The following is a 23,684-nucleotide window of genomic DNA, read 5'->3' as shown; positions in this document are numbered from 1 at the left end:
ATTTTTATTTAGTGCGTATAGCATTTTGTCTTTGTATTCGATATGATAAAGATAAATGAGTGTAGAACACAAATTTCAAAGGTGCATGCTAGATAAATACAAGGAGAATGAGTAATGAATCGAAGAACTGCAAGAGAAAAGGCCTTTCAAATCCTTTTTTCAATTGACAATCAAAATTACAGTCCAGATGAAGCAAAGGAACAAGTATTAGAAGAAGAAGCAGAAGTAGCCTCTACCTTTTTATCAGAAGTCGTATCTGGCGTTCATCGTCATATAAAGGAGATTGATGAAAGGATCGAAAACCATCTAGAGAATTGGTCAATGAAAAGATTGGCTTCTGTTGAAAAAACCTTATTACGTATTGCTGTATTTGAAATGTTTTATGAAGTTGATACGCCTCATGGTGTGGCAATTAACGAGGCAATCGAATTAGCACATGTTTATGGTGATGATAAGTCAGGTAAATTTATTAATGGTGTATTGTCTAAAATGATTCGCTAGGGGGATTTGTATGACTGCAGAAATTATTTATGGGAATGTATTAGCTGAAAATTTACGAATTGAAATGAAGAACGAAGTAAGCTTACTAAAGGAAAAGGGTATTCAACCGAAACTAACTGTCGTTCTAATTGGTGATGATCCAGCTTCCAAATCGTATGTGAAAGGGAAACAAAAAGCTTCAGAATTTGTTGGGGTGGAATCGAACTTAATTGAATTACCTAAAAATACAACGGAAAAAGCATTATTGGATCTAATTGATCAATTAAATGATGATCAAACAATTCATGGGATATTAGTTCAATTACCGCTGCCAGATCAAATTAGAGAGCAAGTGGTTATTGAGGCAATAAGTCCAAAAAAAGATGTAGATGGTTTTCATCCAATCAATATTGGTAGAATGTTAACAGGTAAAGACACATTTTTGCCGTGTACACCATTTGGTATTATTACGATGTTGAAATCAAAAAACATTGAGATATCAGGAAAAAATGCTGTTGTAATTGGCCGTAGCAATATCGTAGGAAAACCTGTTGGTCAATTATTGTTGAATGAAAATGCGACCGTAACGTATTGCCATTCTCGCACAAAAAATATGGATCAATTTATTAAAGAGGCCGATATTTTAATAGTAGCAGTCGGTATTGCACATTTCCTTCGTGCAGAATCTGTAAAGCCTGGAGCTGTCGTTATAGACGTGGGTATAAATAGATTAGAAGATGGTTCTTTAACAGGAGATGTTGACTTTGAAAACGTAAAAGAGAAGGCGTCTTATATAACACCTGTTCCAAAAGGTGTAGGTCCAATGACAATTACCATGTTACTGCATAATACAATCAAGTCCGCAAAAAAAATCTATCAAGTTTAAATTGAAAATGTAGGTGTTTTTATGATGAATGATAATTATTTAACGGTTTCTGCATTGACACGCTATATCAAACGGAAATTTGAAATGGACAAGCATTTAAATGATGTCTGGTTAAAGGGTGAAATATCAAATTTCAAGCACCATAGTCGTGGTCATATGTATTTAACCATTAAAGATGACCAAGCAAGAATAAAAGCAGTAATGTTTGCTGGGTATAATCGCACACTCAAATTTGAACCTGAAGATGGTATGAATGTATTAATCAAGGGCGAAATCAATGTGTATGAACCACAAGGTCAATATCAACTGTATATCCAACAAATGGAGCCAGATGGCGTCGGAGCATTATATGTAGCATTTGAACAATTAAAGGATAAACTAACAAAAGAAGGTCTGTTCGACCATGATCGCAAATTACCGTTACCTTTATATCCAAAGCATATTGGAGTTATTACTTCTCCTACAGGCGCAGCAGTTCGAGACATATTAATTACATTAAAGAGAAGGTATCCAATTGCGAATATTACTATTTTCCCAGCTTTAGTACAAGGTGAAATGGCTCCCTCATCAATAGCAAATGCAATAAAACAAGCAAACCAATTAAAAACGATAGATGTGCTGATAGCAGGACGTGGTGGTGGGTCAATTGAGGAACTTTGGGCTTTTAATGAAGAAGCAGTCGCTCGTGCTATTGCTGATTCAACCATTCCAATCATTTCAGCTGTAGGACATGAAACGGACGTTACAATTGCAGACTTTGTAGCAGATGTACGTGCGGCAACCCCAACAGGTGCAGCTGAATTAGCAGTTCCATCAATACAAGAATTAGAAGAAAAAATCAGAACCTGGAACCATAGCTTAAATAGAAACATGCAATATAACTTGGATCAATCTGCTAAACACTTAGAACGATTGAAAAAAAGTTATGCTTTTCGTTACCCTGTTCAACTGCTCAACCAAAAAGAGCAAGATTTAGATAAGTTGGTAGAACGTTTAGCAAAAGCCACAAAACAAATACAATCAAACGAAAGCAAACGATACGAACAGGTTATGAAGCGATTGACTTATCAACATCCGGAAGCACAACGGAAGCTTGCAGAAAAACAATTAATACAAATTATGGAAAGAAAGCAACGTGCTATGCAAATTATTTATACCTTAAAGAATCGCCAATTCATAAATGTAGTGGAAAAATTAGAAGTCTTAAGTCCGTTACATACCATGAAACGAGGATATGCAATTGCTTATGGTGGTAATGGGTCATTAATACAATCAACAAAAGAAATACAACCTGGAGAAGCGATTTCTGTAAAAGTTGTCGATGGAACATTAGATTGTCACGTAACAGGAATAAAGGAGGACTTGGAAAATGACTGATAAGGAAAAGGAAGTATCTTTTGAACAAGCAATGGAAGATTTAGAGGCGATTGTCGAAAAACTTGAGGAAGGTGAAGTTCCTTTAGAAAAGGCAATTCAATACTATCAACAAGGAATGGAACTGTCCAAGGTTTGTAGTAACAAATTAACAAATGTTGAAAAACAAATGACGAATATTATTAACGAACAAGGGGATTTAAAGGCTTTTTCGGTACAGGAGGAAGAATAAAGTGAGCGATAAATTAGAGATGTTTTTATCGGAAAAAGAAACAATAGTGTCCGAAGAGTTAATTCGCACAATAACAGAATTAGCAATTCCAAAACGATTAAAGGATTCGATGCTTTATTCTATTAGTGCTGGAGGTAAGAGACTTCGCCCTCTATTAATGATTGCAAGCTGTGAATCTTATCACGGCACACATCAACAAGTGCTTTCCGTAGCGCTTGCATTAGAAATGGTTCATACGTATTCATTAATCCATGATGATTTACCTGCAATGGATGATGATGATATACGAAGAGGTAAACCAACAAATCATCGCGTCTTTGATGAAGCTACTGCTATTCTGGCTGGAGATGCATTATTAACATACAGTTTTGAGCTAATTTCTAATGACAGTCAATTAACAGATGAGCAAAAAGTATACATATTAAAACGACTAGCAGAAGCAAGTGGTCCAAAAGGAATGGTAGCAGGTCAAACGCTTGACATGGGAGCTGAAGATAGAGCGATCCAGTTTGATGAATTGGAAACCATTCATCATTTGAAAACTGGCCAACTACTAATTTTCGCTATTGAAATTGGTGCTTATATTGGTGGTGCTTCAAGTTATCAACTAGAGGCTATCAAAGATTTTGCTTATTTCGTCGGACTTGTTTTTCAAGTTCAAGATGATATCTTGGACGTAACGGGGGATCCAAACACGATTGGCAAACCTATTGGTAGTGATGAAACTAATTTAAAGAGTACGTATCCAAAATTACTTGGCTTAAATGGCCGCGATTGAAAAGAAAGAGGAATATGTTAAAAAAGCAAAAAATGCACTAAAAATAGCCAATGTACAATCTAGCGTATTAGACGAATTAATTGATTATTTAAGTGACCGTACAATCTAGTATGTATTAATTATTGAGTACATGTAAAAAATATGTTATCATATTATTATATTAGGAATGGTGCAGTATTCTAGTCCGGTTCTCCGCTTCTGAAGGCGGGCCTAAAAATCCGCCAAAGGGCACATCGATGAAGTTCCTTGTGTCGGCTTGAGGCGCCCAGCCTTGGGTCGGTGCTGGGAGTTAAGGTTGCAGGGCGATCCACAAAGGCATGTGGGCGAGGACCCTGCTTCCGCGGAGGCCCAACTCTGTGGTTAGACTTTAGCCAAAGAATTACCATGGACTGGGGTATGAACCTACGTAATAAGTGGAAGGGTATCTTATTCGTAGCGTAGCCTGCCTTGAGTGGTGTCTGAGGGGATTATTATTGTGAATACCGAAGTCGGATGGCCACTGACTTTTGTGTTATTATGTATATGAAATCAGCACTGCAAAAGAGGCTAGGGAGTGGTTAAGAGCTGCTGAGGAAATCTCCTAGACTGTTCCATAAGACGTTTAAAAGGGATTATAGTGCGGACTAAGTGGTAATCCAGTCTAGCTGTTGGAAACAACGCTAAGATGCTTTTAATGGGGGAACCGCCAGAATGGCAACATTCGGTAAGCATTTGGGAAAACCTACTGGACCTAAGCCGCAGTTTTTACCTTTTAAACGACCATTCCATTACATAGTTTTTTTCTAAAAATGAGGTATAAATAGATGGCGAAGTCACAATCGCAAATAAAAAAGTCAATAAAATTTAGTATAAGTATTGCCGTTATCACATTTGTGTTAGCGGCTATTTTTTCAGTTATTTCTTCTTCTATATTAGGAGAGGTTATGTGGGTTGTTGGATTTATAATTGTGTTACTTATTGTATTGATTGGTATTGTTTTTGACATGTTAGGGATAGCAGCAACTGCTGCAGACGAGGTACCCTTTCATGCAATGGCTGCAGAGAAGGTTAGCGGATCAAAAGAAGCAATATTAATTGTTCGTAATGCTGATCGTTTTGCAAGTTTTTGTAACGATGTAATTGGTGACATTTCTGGGGTTATTAGTGGTACAGCTTCCGCCATTGTAAGTTTTACAATTGGCGAACGGTTTTGGACAGGGAGATGGCTCAACTTTACAGATTGTTATATCTGTCATTATGACAAGCTTAGTTGCTGCTCTAACTGTAGGTGGTAAAGCGTTAGGAAAGTACTATGGCATTCATTCTTCAACAAGAATTGTTTTTTTTGTAGGTAAAGTGATTGCATTTGTACAAAATAAAACTAAAATTGAAATACTAAAAAAAGGTTAGTGGTCATATTTATAAATCATTTTTAGGGAGGATTCCCAAATGGATCTTACTACAATAAAAGATCCTTCTTTTTTAAAGAAGTTGAACAATGAAGAATTAGAGGTATTAGCCAACTCTATTCGTAAATTTCTAATTGAAAAATTATCAATAACAGGTGGACATTTAGGAGCAAACTTAGGCGTGGTAGAATTAACTTTAGCTCTCCACAAATGTTTTAATAGTCCTACTGATAAATTGATTTTTGATGTAGGACATCAGTCTTATATTCATAAAATAGTTACAGGACGTGCTAATCAATTTGAATCCATAAGACAATATAAAGGAATGTCAGGTTTCCCGAAAAGGGCTGAAAGTGAGCACGATGTATGGGAGAGTGGCCACAGTTCAACTTCATTATCGGCTGCAATGGGTATGACAATTGCACGTGATTTAAAAGGGGAAAATGATTTTATTGTACCGATTATTGGTGATGGTGCTTTTACAGGCGGGATGGCTTTTGAAGCATTAAACAATATTGGTCATGAACAAAAAAATATCATCATTATTCTAAATGATAATGAAATGTCTATTGCGAATAATGTAGGTGCACTTCATAATGCACTAGGAAGAATGCGTAGCGCTGACAAATATAATAAAGCGAAAGAAGAATTAGATTGGATTTTAAAGAAAATCCCTACAGTTGGTGGAAAACTAGCGAATGCAGCTGAGCGGATAAAAGATAGCATGAAACACTTGATGATTCCAAGTATGTTTTTTGAGGAATTTGGTTTTACTTATTATGGACCAGTTGATGGACATGACTTTCATGCGTTACAGGAAAACATTCAATATGCTAAAAAAACGGAAGGCCCCGTTTTAATCCACATTATTACCCGCAAAGGTAAAGGATATCATCCAGCAGAATCAGATGATAAAGATAAATGGCATGGTGTTGGACCATATAAAATCGAATCGGGTAAAAAAATATCCCCCACTAATATTGCACCACTATGGAGTGCTGTCGTGAGCAGAACCCTAGAAAAAATTGCTGAAACGAATAATAAACTAACAGTTATTACACCAGCAATGGTGCTAGGATCCAAATTAGAAAATTTTCAAAAAAAATATCCTGATCGCTTATTTGATGTTGGTATTGCAGAACAACATGCAACAACAATGGCGGCTGGAGTAGCAACACAAGGTATGAAGCCGTTTCTTGCAATTTACTCTACCTTTTTACAAAGAGCTTATGATCAAATTCTACATGATGTTTGTAGACAAAAATTAAATGTGGTGTTTGGAATTGATCGTGCTGGATTAGTAGGCGCTGATGGAGAGACACATCAAGGATTATTTGATATTTCCTTCTTACGCTCAATGCCAAACATGGTTCTCATGATGCCAAAAGATGAAAATGAATGTCAACATATGGTATACACTGCATTAGTGTATAATGAAGGTCCTATAGCGATTCGTTATCCAAGGGGTAATGCGCTTGGTGTTACAATGGACGAGAGTTTAACAACTGTCCCAATTGGAACATGGGAGATAATTAAAAAAGGAACAGATGCGGTTATTCTTACTTTTGGAACAACAATTAGGATGGCTATAGAAGCAAGTGAGATGTTAGCTAACGTAGGAGTGTCTGTTCGTGTGATTAATGCAAAGGTTCATTAAACCACTTGACGAGCTTATGCTTCTCGATATATTTGCAGGGGAATTGCCAATACTAACAATTGAAGAAGCAATATTATCAGGTGGTTTTGGAAGTGCCATTCTAGAATTTGCTGAAACACACAATTACGGTACAAAATATATAAAGCGAATGGGTATTAAAGACGAATTTATTGAACATGGAAGTGTAGAACTGATACTAGAACAAATTGGATTAACAAAACAAGTGGTAATAAGAGAAGTTCAAAAGTTATTACCAACTAAACAACAAAGGGTTTAAATAATGATAAGTAAAAAAATTAGATTAGATATATTATTAGTGGAACGTGGTTTAGTTGAAACACGAGAAAAAGCGAAACGTACAATTATGGCTGGTTTAGTTTTTAGTGAACAACAAAGACTAGATAAGCCAGGTGTTAAGGTAAATAATGACATTCCGATAACTGTTAAAGGTAAATTACTTCCTTACGTTGGTAGGGGAGGACTAAAATTAGAAAAGGCTTTAAAAACCTTCAATCTTTCAGTAAATGAGAAGACAATGGTTGATATTGGATCATCTACAGGTGGTTTTACAGACTGTGCTTTGCAAAACGGAGCTGAGCTATGTTACGCAGTTGATGTTGGATACAATCAATTAGATTGGAAGTTAAGAAACGATTCAAGGGTTGTTGTAATGGAACGTACGAACTTTCGTTACGTAACACCTGCTAATTTTAATAATGGAACACCTAATATTGCAACCATAGATGTCTCTTTTATATCATTAAAAATTATTTTACCCGTTTTAAGAACAATCTTAGCTGAGAATAGTGATGTTGTAGCACTAATTAAACCACAATTTGAAGCTGGAAGAGAACAAGTTGGTAAAAAAGGAATCGTAAGAGATAAAGGAATTCATAAAGATGTTTTAAAACGCATTCTTCAATTTGCTACTGACGAAGGATATGTTGTAAATGATCTAACATTTTCACCAATCACTGGTGGTGATGGTAATATTGAATTTCTTACTCACTTAACATGGAAACCACATGAAAAAGCAGGTAATTTGGATGGTGTTGTAGAATTTAATTCTATAGTGGACCAAAGTAGTTGGACAAGCTCATGAAGTGCATGAAAAAAAGTTACCATAAAAGACTGTTTAACAGGTGAAGGGTTATGTGAATAAAAAAATTTTTCACTTTTTTATTTAGAATATGGCAAGGAGGTTTACTATGAACAAAGGACAACGTCATATAAAAATTCGTGAACTAATAACAGATAACGCTATTGATACACAAGATGAATTAGTAGATGCATTACGTGGACTAGGCTATAACGTTACACAAGCTACAGTTTCACGTGATATAAAAGAACTGCATCTAGTTAAAGTTCCAATGGTTGATGGAAGGTATAAATACAGTTTACCCGCTGATCAACGCTTTAACCCTTTAGAGAAGCTCAGACGCTTAATGCGTGATGCTTTTATACGAATTGACCAAGCAGGATACTTTTTAGTACTTAAAACGTTACCAGGTAATGCAAATGCGCTTGGTGCTTTAATCGACAATTTAGATTGGTCTGAAATATTAGGAACTATATGTGGAGACGATACGATTTTAATTATATGCAAAACAGAAGAGCATACTTTTGAAATTCAAGATCGCTTTTTAGAAATGTTATAATTTAAAAATAAAAAGTGAGGTGGAAGTTTATGTTAACCGAACTTACTATAAAAGATTTTGCAATTATCGATGAGATCACTATTACCTTTAGAGAAGGATTAACTGTACTAACTGGGGAAACTGGAGCTGGTAAGTCAATTATTATTGATGCAGTTGAATTATTAACAGGTGGTAGAGGATCTATTGAATTTGTAAGATATGGTGCAAAAAAGGCTACCTTAGAAGGTTTATTTACAATTGATGAACCCTCTCACCCAATCTTTAAAAAAGGCAAAAATTTTGGTATCGAGATTGATGCAGATGGAATGATTGTCTTGAATCGAACAATAACTGCAAATGGAAAGAGTATTTGTAGAGTAAATGGAAATTTGGTAACGCTAGCTATTTTAAAAGAATTTGGAAAGACTTTGATTGATATTCATACGCAACACGAAACGCAATCATTAATGGATGTAGAACGCCATATTTGAGTTATTAGATATGTATAATAAAGAGTCAATCGACGAAGTAAAAGCAGATTATTTTATATTTATATCAAAAATTACATACGCTAAAAAAGCGTTATCAAAAATTAAACGATAATGAACAGGAAATGGCACAGCGATTAGATTTGCTTAAATTTCAACTTAATGAATTACAAGATGCAGAGCTTTCTCCTGGAGAAGACGATGCCTTAGAGGAAGAGCGTAAAAAGTTAATGAACCATGAAAAAAAATTTATAAAGGTGTAAATGAAGCATATGAAGCTTTAAATGGTGAGCAACGTGCACTTGATTGGTTGGGACTAGCACTTTCTGGGTTAGAAACAGCAAGTGAATTTGAAAAGGATTTAGTAGATAAAAAAGAAGGATTTTCAAATCATTTTTATCTAATTGAAGAGTTATCTTATGATTTACGTCATTATTTAGATTCACTCGAATTCGATTCAGACCGTCTTAATTTTTTGGAAAGTCGGTTAAATGATATTAGTCGATTAAAGAAGAAGTATGGGTTTACAGTAGATGATATGTTGGAGTACGCTGCTAAAATTGAAGATGAAATTGATGAAATTCAAGATCGTGATACATCTCTAGAGAAATTAGAGAAAGAAATTGAAGAAATAGGTCAAGATGCACTCGTTGAGGCAAGGCACTTACATGATTTACGAAGCCAAGCTTCTAAACAATTAAAAATAGCGATTCAACAAGAACTACAGGATTTATATTTAGAAAAAGCAACATTTGAAGTAGATATAAATACGAAAAAGCCGAAAAATGATGATATGAATTCTAAGTCCTTACCAGTACAATTAACACCTAACGGTTTTGATGTGATCAGGTTTTTAATTTCAACAAACCCTGGTGAACCTGTCAAAGAAATGAATAAAGTCGCTTCAGGCGGTGAATTATCTAGAATCATGTTGGCTTTGAAAAATATATTTGCTAAACATCAGGGAGCTACTAGTGTCATTTTTGATGAGATTGATACCGGTGTAAGTGGAAGGGTAGCACAAGCTATTGCAGAGAAAATACACGGGATATCTACTGGATCGCAAGTATTGTGTATTACACATCTTCCTCAAGTGGCTGCAATGGCCGATACACATTTATTAATTGAAAAGAATGTTAACGAACAACGAACTAGTACAACTGTAGATGAACTTTCGACTGAATCAAGAGTAATGGAAATTGGAAGAATGGTTACAGGAAGTGAACTTACAGAAACTTCAAAAGTACACGCAAGAGAATTAATTGCATTAGCTAATAAAAACAAACAATAAAGCCATGTTAAACTAGCATGGTTTTTTTAATACCCAAAAACAAAAATTAATACTATCTAAAATAGGAAAACATCTCCCCAATTTCAGATCTTTACAGGGTTTAAAAAAGGCTCGCGAAGGTCACATTAGAAATACAGAAAAAATAAAAAAGTGGGTTGGGAACGAGGAGAGTGGATAATGAACATGAATAAAATTCGGGCTGCAATAGGATTATTACTCCTTCTTACTTTCCTAAGCATGCCATTCAATCAATTTATACAACAATATGTCGCAATACCGAATGACTTAACACTGTTCGATGATGCAGGAGAGAACCTAACAATTCCGAAGTTAGGAAATGATACAACAACTGTTTTATCTCAGCAAGAAGAAGTTTTAGAAGCAATGGACACATCAGAGTTTAAAGCTGTTAATAATGGCGAAAGCTCTATTGTATATGAAGTTGCAGGAATGCCTCTTAAAAAGGTCAATGTAGATGTCTTAGAAGACTTTAAGGTCATACCAGGTGGACAATCAGTAGGCGTTAATTTACAAACTTTAGGGGTGCTCGTAGTTGGACACCACTTAATCAATACTGACAGTGGAGAAAAATCGCCTGGTGAAGATGCTGATATTCAAGTTGGCGATATAATCCTGCAAGTGAATGGGAAAGAAAATAGAAAAAATGGAACAAATGACGCCACTTGTTGATGAAGCAGGAAAACACAACAAGGAACTAAATGTGAAAATTAAACGTGGTGGAGAAACGGTAGAAAAAAAATTATTACCAGCACTTGATAAAAAGGAAAACCAATATCGAATCGGATTATATATAAGGGATTCAGCTGCTGGTATTGGAACAATGACTTTTTATGATCCAGAATCGAAAAGATATGGAGCGCTAGGTCACGTTATTTCTGACATGGATACAAAAAAAACCAATACAAATCCATGATGGTACGATTGTTAGATCAAACATTACGTCGATAAAAAAAGGTGATAACGGTGTGCCTGGAGAAAAACAAGCAACCTTTAATGCGGATGATACGCCATTAGGGACAATATCAAAGAATACATCTTTCGGTGTATTTGGTAAATTAGACAGTAAACTACAAGCAAGTAAGTGGAATGAACCGATGCCGATAACATTGCCAAATCAAGTTAAAGAAGGTCCGGCTAAAATTTTAACGGTTGTCGAAGATGATTTGGTCGAATCATTTGATGTAGAGATTGTAAACAGTGTAGATCAACCTAACGCTGCTACAAAGGGAATGATAATAAAAATCACTGATGAAGACCTGTTAGAGAAAACAGGAGGTATTATACAAGGTATGAGTGGAAGTCCAATAATACAAGATGGAAAATTAATTGGTGCTGTTACACATGTTTTTGTAAATGATCCAACATCAGGTTACGGGATTCATATTGAATGGATGTTAGAAGAAGCTGGAATCGACATATATAAGAACGAAGAGAAAGCGAGTTAAGACAATCTCGCTTTTTTTTCTGTTCTTTTTTACTAAATATAAATTAATTATATGTTCGCATCTAAATTAGGTCCTTATTAATTCTTTTTTTTTTTTTTCGAATAAATAGCAATAAATTGTTATATTGAAGGATATATATGCTATACTCTGATAAAGAATATTCGACAAATCACAGAAAGTTACAATTTATATGACGAAAAATATCGATTTTGTTCGAAAACAAGAGTAAATTGAAGTAAATAGAAAAAAACGCAATTAATTCTATCTAAAAGAAGGAATTTTCGAACTTGTGTCGAAATTGTAAGTGTGAATCAGATTGGATTAGTCGAAGGAGGAGCAAATAGTGCAAAAAATTAAGGTTTGTTTAGTGGATGATAACAGAGAACTAATTGAATTAATGGAGGAATACTTTGAAAGTCAATCAGATATTGAAGTGATTGGTACTGCTTTTAATGGAAAGGAATGTATTAGTTTATTTGATGAAATCGAACCAGATATTGTGGTTCTTGATATTATAATGCCTCATATGGATGGATTGGCTGTTTTAGCGAAATTAAAAGAAATGGATATTGCTAAACATCCTAGAGTAATTATGCTCACAGCATTTGGACAAGAAGAAGTTACGACGAAAGCAGTTGATTTAGGGGCATCTTATTTTATTTTAAAACCATTTGATCTAGATAGTTTAGCTAGCCAAATTAGACAAGTTCACGGTGCACCAACGTCAGAAAATAAAACAGTAAAACAAAAATCCTCAAAAGAAAATCATAAGAGAGATCTAGAAGCAAATATTACTCATATCATACATGAAATAGGTGTTCCAGCTCATATTAAAGGTTATATGTACTTAAGAGAAGCAATTACAATGGTTTATAATGACATCGAACTATTAGGTTCTATTACGAAAGTTTTATACCCAGACATTGCTAAGAAGTTTAATACTACAGCCTCTCGTGTTGAAAGAGCTATTAGACATGCAATCGAAGTAGCATGGAGTCGAGGTAATATTGATTCTATATCGTCATTATTTGGTTATACTGTAAATGTATCTAAAGCAAAACCAACTAACTCTGAATTTATTGCGATGGTGGCTGATCGTCTTCGTATTGAACACCGCGCATCATAATAGAAAAATTATGGATAACATGTGTATGTATAAATCCTTCTTTTTGCGGTAAGTTAAGCAAAAAAGGAGGATTTTTATTATGAAAAAAGTGCTGTTCTTTTTAGTTGTTTTAAGCTTTTTATTACCAGCTTCTGTACTGGCAGAGGATACTTACACGGTTCAACCTGGAGATTCAATGTGGAGAATTGCAGTGAAATATCAAATCGGTGTAACTGAAATTATTGAAGCAAACCCATCTATAGATAATCCAGATCTTATCTATCCAAATCAAAAAATAACGATACCTACAATTGATGCAATTAAACACACAGAACATTTAGTTATTCAATTAACCAATCAAGAACGTGCAAAAAATGGACTGTCTGCACTTCGACCAGACTGGGAGTTGTCACGTGTTGCTAGATATAAGTCTGTAGACATGCTTGATAAGAATTACTTTTCTCATACTAGTCCAACATATGGTTCTCCGTTTTCTATGATGGAAAACTTCGGGGTTTCTTATCAGAGAGCAGCAGAGAATATTGCAAGAGGTCAACGTACGCCACAAGAAGTGGTAAAAGCGTGGATGAATAGTCCAGGTCACCGTAAAAACATATTAGGTGATTTCACTCATATAGGTGTTGGTTATGTAGAAGATGGTAATTATTGGACACAAATGTTTATAACAAAGTAAGATTGAAAAAAGGCCTTGAATATTATTCAAGGCCTTTTTTTAATGAATTTTATTTTTTAAGTTGAAATAATAGGATTAATAGATAAATTATGTTGTTTACAGTACTCTAAACAACTCATCGGACTAATTCTCTTATATAATCTTGAATAATCAGAATTTTATTATAACAATTTAATTAAAAGTATGATAATATTTTTAATGACATAGAAAAATATAAATGGAGAGGTTTTAAAGATGAAAGTAGCGAAATTTGGAGGAAGTTCAGTTGCTAGTGCTGCGCAATTAAAAAAAGTTGCACAGATTATTCAATCGGATAATGATAGAAAAGCAATTGTAGTATCAGCACCGGGTAAGAGATTTTCTGAAGATAATAAAGTAACCGATCTTCTTATTAAATTAGGGGAAGCTTATCTAGCAGATAAGCCATATCAAAATCAATTAGAAGAAGTTTTATTGAGATTCAGCTCTATCACAACAGAATTGGATTTATCTGATCGTATTTTAGAAGAAATAAAAGACGATGTTTCATCTGTTTTTGCAAGTGATTATCCAAAAGAACTTAAATTAGAGGCGATTAAATCAATTGGGGAAGATTCACTTGCAAAAATACTTAGTGCCTATTTACAATCACTTGGAATAAAAGCTAGCTATTTAAATCCAAAAGAGGCTGGAATTATTTTAAGTGATGAACCAGGTAGTGCGCAAATTTTAGATGAAAGTTTCGATCTATTGTATAAGTTACGTGAGCGTAAAGAAATCGTAGTAATCCCTGGCTTTTTTGGCTATACAAAAGAAGGCAAATTAGTTACTTTCTCAAGAGGTGGTTCCGATATTACGGGTTCAATCGTTGCTGCTGGAGTAAAAGCAGATTTATATGAAAACTTTACAGATGTTGATTCAGTTTATTGTGTTAACCCAACAATAGTTGATAATCCTAAAGAGATTACTTCTTTAACGTATAAAGAAATGCGAGAGTTGTCTTATGCAGGTTTTTCTGTTTTTCATGATGAGGCACTTATCCCAGCGTTTAAAGCAAGTATCCCTGTTTGTATAAAAAATACGAACAATCCAGACGGATTAGGAACTATAATTGTTTCAGAAAAAGAGCAAAATGGTAATCCAGTCGTAGGAATTGCAAGTGATACTGGTTTCTTAAGTTTATATGTCAGTAAATATTTAATGAATAGAGAATTAGGTTTTGGGCGTCGCTTATTGCATATATTAGAAGATGAAGGTATATCTTTCGAACATACACCTTCTGGAATTGATGACATGTCAGTCATTATTCGTGAGAGTGAGTTACCAGAACACAAAGAACTAAAGGTAATCAAACGTATAAAAGAAGAGTTAGACCCTGATCAAGTTTATACAGAGAGAGATCTTGCATTAATAATGATTGTAGGTGAATCAATGAATAGCTCTGTTGGTATCGCGGCTAAAGCAACAGAAGCGTTCTCACGTGCAAATGTGAATTTAGAAATGATTAACCAAGGATCTTCTGAAACATCAATGATGTTTGGTGTGAAAGAAGATGGTGTTAAGCAAGCAGTAAAATCATTATATGAAATATTTTTCTTAGAAAATTAAATAAGCTAAAAAATGAGGCTGGGACAAAACTCAGATAAACAATAAAAAGTTGCATCTTCCAACGGTAGTTGGAAGATGCAACTTTTTTATAAAATCGAAAATTTTAGTAAGTAAAAAAGGATACCTTCTGATAAAATTAAAGTACCACACAATAACAATCGGAGGTATCCTTATGTTTAAAGATTATAACATGAATCAAGTAATTTTGCCGTTAGATTTTGAAATGAAATTACAAAAAAATGATATTGCCTATACGATCCATGACTTAGTAGAACAAATACCTGATAAAGCATTTTCTGTTTTCTTACATGAAACAGGTTGTCCTGCTTATCATCCACGCATGATGATGAAGGTTATTTTATGTGCTTACACGCAATCTGTTTTCTCTGGAAGAAAAATTGAATCATTACTGAAAGATAGTGTACGCATGATGTGGTTAGCGCAAGGTTATGAGCCAAGCTATCGAACGATTAATCGTTTTCGAGTCAATGAAGAAGTACAAGAACTGTTACGCCAATGTTTTGTACAATTTCGATGCCAACTGGTGAAAGAAGAGCTGATTGACCAGGAAGCGATCTTTATTGATGGCACCAAAATAGAAGCAAATGCCAATAAATTTACGTTTGTTTGGCGAAAAGCGATTGAAAAATACAGTGCGAATTTGGTGGAGAAATCAAATCAACTGTACGATGAATTATTGGCAAACGAAATTATTCCAGAAATAGAACGCGAAAGTACGGAAGAACTATCCACTAAAGAACTCGAAAAAGTAGTTGAGAAACTAGAGAAGACCGTTGAAGGATACGACAAACAGATCGAAGAAAGTAAAGATGTCAGCAAACGGAAGCAGCTTCGCTCTGCAAGGAAAACACCAAAAAAATACCGCAAACAGTTTAAAGATTACGTAGCACGCAAACAAAAATACGAAAAGGATAGGCTTATATTTGAAGCGCGCAATAGTTATTCAAAGACAGACCATGATGCCACCTTTATGCGCATGAAAGACGATTATATGAAGAATGGCCAATTAAAAGCAGGTTACAATGTACAAATTGCGACCGAAGGACAATATACACTCGCATATGACGTATTTCCCAATCCAACTGATGTACGCACATTCACTCCTTTTCTAGATAAAATCGAGGAAAGCTTCTTTGAACTTCCCACATATATCGTAGCTGATGCAGGGTATGGAAGTGAACAGAATTATGAAGATGTCCGCATTAATCGGGAGCGCATCCCGCTGATTACATACAATATGTATTGAAAAGAGAAGACAAAGAAATATAAGCAAGACCCTTTTAACACAATGAACTGGGCGTATGATGAAGCGAGTGATTCTTTCCGTTGTCCAAATGATAAAAAAGTGGCTTTCCAGTATCTATCTAATCGAACAGGTAAAGATAACTTCACCCGATCCTTTAAAGTCTATGAATGTGAAGACTGTTCGGATTGTCCGTTGCGTTCCCACTGTACAAAAGCAAAGGAAGGAAATAATCGAAAAATTTATTATAATGAAAAATGGGAACAACAAAAAGCATACACAAAACAGCAGCTTTCAGAAAAAGAAACCGGTAAAATTTATGGCAAACGAAAAATAGATGTAGAACCAGTCTTCGGATTTTTGAAGGCTAATTTGCGTTTCACTCGTATGTCAGTAAGAGGCAAGAAGAAAGTGGAAAATGAATTAGGATTTGCATTCATGGCGGTGAACTTGAGAAAGTACACGGCTAAGCATGCGCATGGTGCAACAAATCCTGAAAATAATCCAACAAAAAAAGATTCCGACCATCTTCCTAAGATGATCGGAATCTTTTTCGTTATTTTGGCTAGTTATGTCCCAGCCTCATTTTTGTTTAATTTAGTAGAAGTGGTTTTGTTGCAAATATTTAGAGTAAAAGCTATGATAATGGTGTGCAAAATAATGCAGGGTGTGTGAAGAAATGAAGAAAAAAGTATTAATTATTGGTGGCGATAATGCTACAAATGAACTAATTAAACATATAAATTCATCTGAAAGAATGGAAATAAAAGCTGTCATTGCTAATCAAAAAAATAATCTGAATTTAAAGTTAGCAAAGGATAATCAAATCAAAATAGATGAGGACTGGAGTAATTGGTTAGATAATACAATAGATATTGTGTTTGAAACAACTGGTTCATTAGCTGTTTTGGATGAATTGCAATTAGTAAAGTCTGCAAATACAATTATAGTTTCAAAAAATATCGAGTCTATCCTTACTGAACTGATGGAGGAGAAAGAGAAGCAAATTAGCAAACTAAAAACGCAAAGGTATCAACAAAATTTAATTTTAGATAATATACATGAAAGTAAGATGCTAGAAGCAGTTTTTCACTCATCAGATGAAGCAATTAGCGTTGTTGATGAAAAAGGTCACGGTATTATGATTAATCCAGCGTATACACGCATTACTGGTTTAACAGAGGATGAGATCATTGGTAAACCTGCTACAGTTGATATTTCTGAAGGAAAAAGCATGCACAAACAAGTATTAGTAACACGTAAACCAGTTCGAGGAGTTCAAATGAAGGTAGGACCTGCTAAAAAAGCTGTGATCGTGAATGTATCACCTATTATAGTAGATGGCATCTTAAAGGGTAGTGTAGGCGTATTACACGATGTTTCTGAAATACAACATTTAACAAAAGAATTAATGCAAGCGCGTAAAATTATTCGAAACTTAGAATCTAAATATACATTTGATGATATTATTGGCCAATCGGATGAAATGGAATTGACTATAAATCAAGCAAAAGTAGTAGCCAAAACAGCTGCTACAGTTCTTTTAAGAGGTGAATCGGGTACAGGAAAAGAATTATTTGCTCATGCTATTCATCATGCGAGTGATCGTAGACGGGATAAATTCATTCGAGTAAACTGTGCCGCAATAACGGAATCAATCTTGGAAAGTGAATTGTTTGGATATGAAGAAGGTGCTTTTTCAGGTGCTAATCGTGGAGGTAAAAAGGGGTATTTTGAAGCGGCAAATAATGGTAGTATATTTTTAGATGAGATCGGTGAATTATCACTACATATTCAAGCCAAACTATTAAGAGTCTTACAAGAGAATGAAATTGTTCGAGTTGGTGCTTCTAAACCAATCTCTGTGGATGTTCGGGTAATAACTGCAACAAATGTTAATTTAGAAGAGGCGATAAGAGAAGGTCGGTTTCGGGAAGACTTATATTATCGATTAAATCGTCTACCTATCTATATTCCTGCTTTGAGGGAGCGTAGTAGCGACTTTAAAGAGATGGTATCCTACTTAATTAATAAAATCAATCAGGATTACGGAAGAAACATAAAAACGATTGCTAAAGATGCTCTAGAATATTTAAAAGAATACCATTGGCCTGGAAACGTCAGGGAGTTAGAGAATGTTATTAGTAGATCTATTATATATATGCAGATAAATGAAGAAGTAATTAAAAAAGAAAATTTACCACAGTTAATTGCAGTTGAGAATGGAGTAAAAGAGAATGAAGAGCATGCTGTTACTTCAATTTCCGAAAATAGTAATCTTCAGGACACTTTAGATACGTATGAGAAAAAGATTATAGCTCAAACCTTAGCGGCAAATAATTATAACAAAACGAAAACTGCTCGTATATTAAATATATCCATTAGAAGTTTGTATTATAAAATAGAGAAGCATCATATCGCAGGTAATGGCATGCAATAATTTGCAAACCACGCATATTATTGCATGACTTGTAAATAACAAAACCTGATACAATAACATACATAACTTGGCACGAAAATTGCATGGTGTTATTATGGAGAGCAATGAGTAATCTCATTACTTAAGGAGGACCAACTTTGGAAATTTTTACTTACATGGAAAAGTATGATTATGAACAATTAGTTATTTGTCAGGACAAAGAATCTGGTTTGAAAGCAATCATCGCTATTCACGATACAACACTTGGACCTGCTTTAGGTGGTACAAGAATGTGGACATATGCATCGGAAGAAGCTGCAATAGAAGATGCACTGCGATTAGCAAAAGGTATGACTTATAAAAATGCTGCTGCAGGGTTAAATTTAGGTGGTGGTAAAACAGTAATAATTGGTGATCCAAAAAAAGATAAAAATGAAGCAATGTTTCGTGCATTTGGACGATATATTCAAGGGTTAAATGGTAGATATATTACAGCCGAAGACGTTGGGACAACGGTAGAAGATATGGATATTATTCATGAAGAAACAGATTATGTAGCTGGTATTTCACCCGCTTTTGGTTCATCAGGTAATCCCTCACCAGTAACTGCATATGGTGTTTATAAAGGAATTAAAGCAAGTGCCAAACAAGTATTTGGAACAGATATATTAGAAGGAAAGAAAATAGCAATTCAAGGGGTAGGAAGTGTTGCCTACACACTGTGTGAATACTTGCATGATGAAGGTGCACAATTAATTGTTACTGATATAAATGAAGAAGCTGTTCAAAAAACTGTAGATGCATTTGGTGCTAAAGCTGTTGGATTAGATGAAATTTATTCAGTTGATTGTGATATCTATGCGCCATGTGCACTAGGAGCAACATTAAATGATGAGACAATTCCTAAACTGAAAGCTAAAATTGTTGCAGGGGCGGCAAATAATCAATTAGAATCAGAAAAACACGGGGACTTATTGCATCAAAAAGGCATTTTATATGCGCCAGATTTTGTTATAAATGCTGGAGGTGTAATTAATATTGCTGACGAACTTAGTGGTTATAATCGCGAAAGGGCAATGAAACGCGTGGATAAGATATATGATAATCTTGAAACGGTCTTTGCTATCTCAAAGCGCGATAATATTCCTACCTACGTTGCTGCTGAAAGAATGGCAGAGGAAAGAATAGCGAGTTTACGTAACTCTAGAAGTACATTCTTACAAAATGAACACCATGTTAGTAGTAGACGTTAAAATTAATTAAATAGATTGTGAAAAGTCTTTTTCTTTGAGCACTGTTCTAACGGTGTTTCTAGGAAGAAGACTTTTCAATAAGATAAACAGCTAGTTGACCTTTTCTACATAGAAGAATATTATAGAGAGGGAAGAACTTCTGAATTAAATGATAATAGTCTACACTATTATCTTCTTACATAGCATATTATTTTTTTAACTTAAATTAAAGGAGGGTTTTTTATGACCAAAAATTATGACCTAGTCATACTAGGAGGTGGTACAGGAGGTTATGTTGCTGCTATACGTGCTTCTCAACTTGGGTTAAAGACTGCGATTGTTGAAAAAGACAAGCTTGGAGGCACATGTTTACATAAAGGTTGTATTCCTTCAAAAGCTTTACTAAGAAGCGCAGAAGTGTTTAAACAGACTAAAGAAGCAGATCAATTTGGAATTAACACCTCTGATATTAGTCTGGATTTTTTAAAAGTACAAGATCGTAAGGAACAAATAGTTAGCCAACTGTATCAAGGTGTAATCGGATTGATGGAAAAGGGATTAATTGATATTTATGACGGAATAGGTAGAGTTTTAGGACCGTCTATCTTCTCGCCAACAGCAGGAACGGTTTCTGTAGAGATGAAAGATGGCTCTGATAATGAAATGTTACTCAGTAAAAATTTAATTATTGCAACAGGATCAAAACCGAAGCTTATCGAGAACTTAAAACCAGACGGCACGCATATCTTAACATCAGATGAAGCGTTAAACCTTAAGGTATTACCAAAGTCAATTATTATCGTTGGTGCAGGTGTTATCGGTGTTGAATGGGCTTCAATGCTAGCAGATTTTGATGTAAATGTAACATTAGTAGAGTATGCAGAACAGATTTTGCCAACTGAAGATAGTGCAATTGCGAAAGAAATGCAGCGTTTACTGAAGAAAAAAGGCATTAAAATTATGACAAATGCAAAAGTGTTAAGTGAAACAGTTGAAAAGGCACATAATGTAACAATACAAGTTGATTATAAAAACGAAAAGACTACTTTAACAGCAGATCAAATGCTTATTGCTATTGGCCGAGAACCGAATACAACTGAGATAGGTATAGAGAATACTGATATTCAGTTAGAGATGTCTGGTTCAATTAGAACAAATAAAGATTATCAAACTAAAGAAACGCATATATATGCAATTGGCGATTGTATTGGTGGGATGCAGCTTGCACATGTTGCGTCACATGAAGGGAAGCACGCAGTAGAACATATTGCAGGTAATAGTCCAATGCATCTTAATTATCATCATATACCTACGTGTATCTACTCAAATCCAGAAGTAGCAAGTGTTGGTTTAACTGAAACACAGGCAAAAGACCAGGGTTTTCAAGTGAAGTCTGGTAAGGTTAGTTTTAAAGCAATTGGTAAAGCCCTTGTTTATGGTGAGTCAGATGGATTTGTTAAGATAATAGCTGATAAAAAAACAAATGATCTATTAGGCATTCATATGATAGGTCCGCATGTAACTGAGTTAATCTCAGAGGCGGGCTTAGCCAAAGTTTTAGATGCAACCCCATGGGAAATCGGAGAAACTATTCATCCGCATCCATCTTTAGCAGAAGCGATGGCTGAGGCTGCACTTGATGTAGATGGAATGAAAATTCATGGATAAGCAAAAAGGAGGAGTTATCATGAGTGAAAACCGTCATGCTTCATTAGGATTAACAGATGATGAAGTATTTGAAATGTATCGAACCATTTTGTTAGCAAGAAGAATTGATGAACGTATGTGGTTATTAAATCGTGCAGGTAAAATTCCATTTGTTGTTTCCTGTCAAGGTCAAGAAGCACAACAAGTAGGAGCTGCGTTTGCTTTAGATCGCACAAAGGATTATTCAGCACCATATTACCGGGATGTTGGGGTAGTTTTAGCACTTGGTATGACGGCTCGTGACTTGATGTTACAAGCATTTGCAAAGGCAGAAGATCCTAATTCAGGTGGACGACAGATGCCAGGTCATTTTGGTCAAAAGAAAAATCGAATGTTAACTAGTTCGTCGCCAGTAACCACTCAAGTTCCGCATGCAGTTGGTATTGCGTTAGCAGCGAAAATAGAGAAAAAAGATATTGTTAGTTTTGTTACTTTAGGAGAGGGTTCTTCAAATCAGGGAGACTTCCATGAAGGTGCAAATTTTGCTAGTGTACAGAAGTTACCTGTAATTTTAATGGTTGAGAATAATCAATATGCTATTTCAGTACCATTAAGTAAACAAGTGGCATGTGAGAAAATATCAGATCGTGCAATTGGATATGGAATGCCAGGTATAACAGTAGATGGTAATGATCCATTGGCTGTATATCAGGCTGTTAAACAAGCTGCCGACCGCGCTAGAAATGGTGATGGACCTAGCTTAATTGAAACAGTATCTTATCGATTAACACCACATTCAAGTGATGATGACGATAGCATCTATCGTACGAAAGAAGAAGTAAAAGAAGCAAAAGATAAAGATGGTGTGCTAACCTTTGCAGCATATTTAAGAGAACAAGATATTTTAACCGAATCAAAAGAAAAAGAACTTGAAGAAGAATTAAAACAAATCATAAATGACGCTACTGACTACGCAGAAGCTGCAGCTTATGCTGATCCATCATCAATTTATGATTTTGTTTATGAAAAGAAGTAAGGGAGGAGGATTATAATGGCAGTAATATCTTATATTCAGGCAATCACACAAGCGTTACAGGAAGAAATGAAACGAGATAGTAAAGTATTTGTGTTAGGGGAAGACATTGGCATAAATGGTGGAGTTTTTCGTGCCACAGCAGGTTTATATGATGAATTTGGAGAAGAAAGAGTTATCGATACACCTTTAGCTGAATCAGCAATTGCTGGTGTTGGAATTGGTGCTGCAATGTATGGCATGCGTCCTGTTGCAGAAATGCAATTTGCTGACTTTATCCTTCCAGCAGTTAATCAAATAATTTCTGAAGCAGCTAAAATTCGTTATCGTTCGAACAATGATTGGAGTTGTCCAATTACAATTCGTGCTCCATACGGTGGTGGTGTACATGGTGCTTTATATCATTCACAATCTATAGAAGCTATTTTCGCTAATCAGCCGGGTTTGAAAATTGTTATGCCGTCTACTCCATATGATGTCAAGGGCTTATTAAAAGCTGCAATCCGTGATAATGATCCTGTGCTTTTTTTAGAACATAAACGTGCCTATCGATTAATTAAAGGTGAAGTACCAGAAACAGACTATACAATTCCAATTGGAAAAGCTGATGTAAAAAGAGAAGGATCCGATATTACAGTTATTACATATGGCTTATGTGTTCATTTTGCATTGGAAGCTGCAGCAAAATTATCTGAAGAAGGAATTGACGCACACATTTTAGATTTACGCACTGTTTATCCATTAGATCAGGAAGCGATAAAAGAAGCTGCTTCAAAAACAGGGAAAGTACTGTTGATCACTGAAGATAATAAAGAAGGAAGCATTATAGGTGAAGTAGCTGCAATTATTAGTGAACATTGTTTATTTGATTTAGATGCACCGATCAAGCGATTAGCAGGACCGGATGTTCCGGCAATGCCCTATGCACCTCCATTGGAGAAAGAATTTATGATTAATGCTGAAAAAGTGGAAGTAGCTATGAGAAATCTTGCTATATTTTAAGTAGTAAATAGAATTGGAGGGAAA

16 protein-coding genes and 5 pseudogenes are annotated in these 23,684 nt (G+C 35.0%); all 21 read left to right on the top strand.

Features of this window, described 5'->3' with window-relative positions; genetic code table 11:
* Positions 1–114 precede the first annotated feature (114 nt).
* The 21 genes and pseudogenes from nusB (at position 115) to DM447_RS10965 (ending at position 23,660) form a co-directional block, all read left to right on the top strand.
* Positions 115–501 (top strand): transcription antitermination factor NusB, encoded by a 387-nt coding sequence (gene nusB, locus DM447_RS11060; RefSeq protein ID WP_112181272.1) that lies wholly within the window; start codon positions 115–117, stop codon positions 499–501.
* 10 nt (positions 502–511) lie between these two features.
* Complete coding sequence (gene folD, locus DM447_RS11055; protein WP_112181271.1) at positions 512–1,366, top strand: bifunctional methylenetetrahydrofolate dehydrogenase/methenyltetrahydrofolate cyclohydrolase FolD; 855 nt, start codon at positions 512–514, stop codon at positions 1,364–1,366.
* 24 nt (positions 1,367–1,390) lie between these two features.
* Positions 1,391–2,743 (top strand): exodeoxyribonuclease VII large subunit, encoded by a 1,353-nt coding sequence (gene xseA, locus DM447_RS11050; protein ID WP_112181270.1) that lies wholly within the window; start codon positions 1,391–1,393, stop codon positions 2,741–2,743.
* Complete coding sequence (locus tag DM447_RS11045) at positions 2,736–2,972, top strand: exodeoxyribonuclease VII small subunit (protein WP_112181269.1); 237 nt, start codon at positions 2,736–2,738, stop codon at positions 2,970–2,972. The genes xseA and DM447_RS11045 overlap by 8 nt, the downstream gene beginning before the upstream one ends.
* 1 nt (position 2,973) lies before the next feature.
* Entirely contained in the window at positions 2,974–3,750 is a 777-nt protein-coding gene (locus DM447_RS11040) for a polyprenyl synthetase family protein (protein WP_338418759.1), read from the top strand.
* A complete protein-coding gene (locus DM447_RS18760) occupies positions 3,737–3,859 on the top strand; it encodes a hypothetical protein (protein WP_338418758.1) in 123 nt (40 codons plus the stop codon). The genes DM447_RS11040 and DM447_RS18760 overlap by 14 nt, the downstream gene beginning before the upstream one ends.
* Before the next feature lie 694 nt (positions 3,860–4,553).
* Positions 4,554–5,139: pseudogene (locus DM447_RS11035) on the top strand (hypothetical protein).
* A gap of 39 nt (positions 5,140–5,178) precedes the next feature.
* Positions 5,179–7,072 (top strand): annotated as a pseudogene (gene dxs / locus DM447_RS11030) (1-deoxy-D-xylulose-5-phosphate synthase).
* Between the two features lie 3 nt (positions 7,073–7,075).
* On the top strand, positions 7,076–7,897 hold the full coding sequence (locus DM447_RS11025) for a TlyA family RNA methyltransferase (RefSeq protein WP_112181268.1): 822 nt from the start codon (positions 7,076–7,078) through the stop codon (positions 7,895–7,897).
* Between the two features lie 106 nt (positions 7,898–8,003).
* The gene (ahrC, locus tag DM447_RS11020) at positions 8,004–8,453 is read left to right on the top strand and encodes a transcriptional regulator AhrC/ArgR (RefSeq protein ID WP_112181267.1); all 450 of its coding nucleotides are present in this window, start codon (positions 8,004–8,006) and stop codon (positions 8,451–8,453) included.
* A 29-nt stretch (positions 8,454–8,482) separates the two neighbouring features.
* Positions 8,483–10,211, top strand: a pseudogene (recN, locus tag DM447_RS11015) (DNA repair protein RecN).
* Between the two features lie 177 nt (positions 10,212–10,388).
* Positions 10,389–11,677 (top strand): annotated as a pseudogene (spoIVB, locus tag DM447_RS11010) (SpoIVB peptidase).
* Between the two features lie 343 nt (positions 11,678–12,020).
* Positions 12,021–12,803: a sporulation transcription factor Spo0A gene (spo0A, locus tag DM447_RS11005; RefSeq protein WP_112181266.1), complete on the top strand. Its 783-nt coding sequence runs from the start codon at positions 12,021–12,023 to the stop codon at positions 12,801–12,803.
* Between the two features lie 79 nt (positions 12,804–12,882).
* Positions 12,883–13,476, top strand: a complete 594-nt coding sequence (safA, locus tag DM447_RS11000) for a SafA/ExsA family spore coat assembly protein (RefSeq protein ID WP_112181265.1) — start codon at positions 12,883–12,885, stop codon at positions 13,474–13,476.
* 234 nt (positions 13,477–13,710) lie between these two features.
* Complete coding sequence (locus tag DM447_RS10995; RefSeq protein ID WP_112181264.1) at positions 13,711–15,063, top strand: aspartate kinase; 1,353 nt, start codon at positions 13,711–13,713, stop codon at positions 15,061–15,063.
* 172 nt (positions 15,064–15,235) lie between these two features.
* Positions 15,236–17,002: pseudogene (locus DM447_RS10990) on the top strand (IS1182 family transposase).
* A 4-nt stretch (positions 17,003–17,006) separates the two neighbouring features.
* Positions 17,007–18,767, top strand: coding sequence for a sigma-54 interaction domain-containing protein (locus DM447_RS10985; RefSeq protein WP_112181263.1), 1,761 nt, complete (start codon positions 17,007–17,009; stop codon positions 18,765–18,767).
* Between the two features lie 137 nt (positions 18,768–18,904).
* Entirely contained in the window at positions 18,905–19,999 is a 1,095-nt protein-coding gene (locus DM447_RS10980; protein ID WP_112181262.1) for a Glu/Leu/Phe/Val family dehydrogenase, read from the top strand.
* Between the two features lie 222 nt (positions 20,000–20,221).
* A complete protein-coding gene (lpdA, locus tag DM447_RS10975) occupies positions 20,222–21,646 on the top strand; it encodes a dihydrolipoyl dehydrogenase (RefSeq protein WP_112181261.1) in 1,425 nt (474 codons plus the stop codon).
* 19 nt (positions 21,647–21,665) lie between these two features.
* A complete protein-coding gene (locus DM447_RS10970; protein WP_112181260.1) occupies positions 21,666–22,661 on the top strand; it encodes a thiamine pyrophosphate-dependent dehydrogenase E1 component subunit alpha in 996 nt (331 codons plus the stop codon).
* Positions 22,662–22,676: 15 nt separating this feature from the next.
* Positions 22,677–23,660 carry an alpha-ketoacid dehydrogenase subunit beta gene (locus tag DM447_RS10965; protein ID WP_112181259.1) on the top strand — a complete coding sequence of 328 codons (984 nt, stop codon included), beginning with the start codon at positions 22,677–22,679 and terminating at the stop codon, positions 23,658–23,660.
* Positions 23,661–23,684 lie beyond the last annotated feature (24 nt).

This window comes from Paraliobacillus zengyii (genome assembly GCF_003268595.1).
GTDB classification, from domain to species: Bacteria; Bacillota; Bacilli; order Bacillales; family Amphibacillaceae; genus Paraliobacillus_A; species Paraliobacillus_A zengyii.
The sequence above is the reverse complement of the archived record's forward strand: the minus strand, read 5'-3'. Positions and strand labels throughout refer to the sequence as shown.

Bases quoted from the DNA above. Each gene is read 5' to 3' on its own strand.
- nusB (WP_112181272.1), top strand. From the start codon at position 115: ATGAATCGAAGAACTGCAAGAGAAAAGGCCTTTCAAATCCTTTTTTCA.
- folD (WP_112181271.1), top strand. From the start codon at position 512: ATGACTGCAGAAATTATTTATGGGAATGTATTAGCTGAAAATTTACGA.
- xseA (WP_112181270.1), top strand. From the start codon at position 1,391: ATGAATGATAATTATTTAACGGTTTCTGCATTGACACGCTATATCAAA.
- DM447_RS11045 (WP_112181269.1), top strand. From the start codon at position 2,736: ATGACTGATAAGGAAAAGGAAGTATCTTTTGAACAAGCAATGGAAGAT.
- DM447_RS18760 (WP_338418758.1), top strand. From the start codon at position 3,737: ATGGCCGCGATTGAAAAGAAAGAGGAATATGTTAAAAAAGCAAAAAAT.
- DM447_RS11025 (WP_112181268.1), top strand. From the start codon at position 7,076: ATGATAAGTAAAAAAATTAGATTAGATATATTATTAGTGGAACGTGGT.
- ahrC (WP_112181267.1), top strand. From the start codon at position 8,004: ATGAACAAAGGACAACGTCATATAAAAATTCGTGAACTAATAACAGAT.
- safA (WP_112181265.1), top strand. From the start codon at position 12,883: ATGAAAAAAGTGCTGTTCTTTTTAGTTGTTTTAAGCTTTTTATTACCA.
- DM447_RS10995 (WP_112181264.1), top strand. From the start codon at position 13,711: ATGAAAGTAGCGAAATTTGGAGGAAGTTCAGTTGCTAGTGCTGCGCAA.
- DM447_RS10985 (WP_112181263.1), top strand. From the start codon at position 17,007: ATGAAGAAAAAAGTATTAATTATTGGTGGCGATAATGCTACAAATGAA.
- lpdA (WP_112181261.1), top strand. From the start codon at position 20,222: ATGACCAAAAATTATGACCTAGTCATACTAGGAGGTGGTACAGGAGGT.
- DM447_RS10970 (WP_112181260.1), top strand. From the start codon at position 21,666: ATGAGTGAAAACCGTCATGCTTCATTAGGATTAACAGATGATGAAGTA.
- DM447_RS10965 (WP_112181259.1), top strand. From the start codon at position 22,677: ATGGCAGTAATATCTTATATTCAGGCAATCACACAAGCGTTACAGGAA.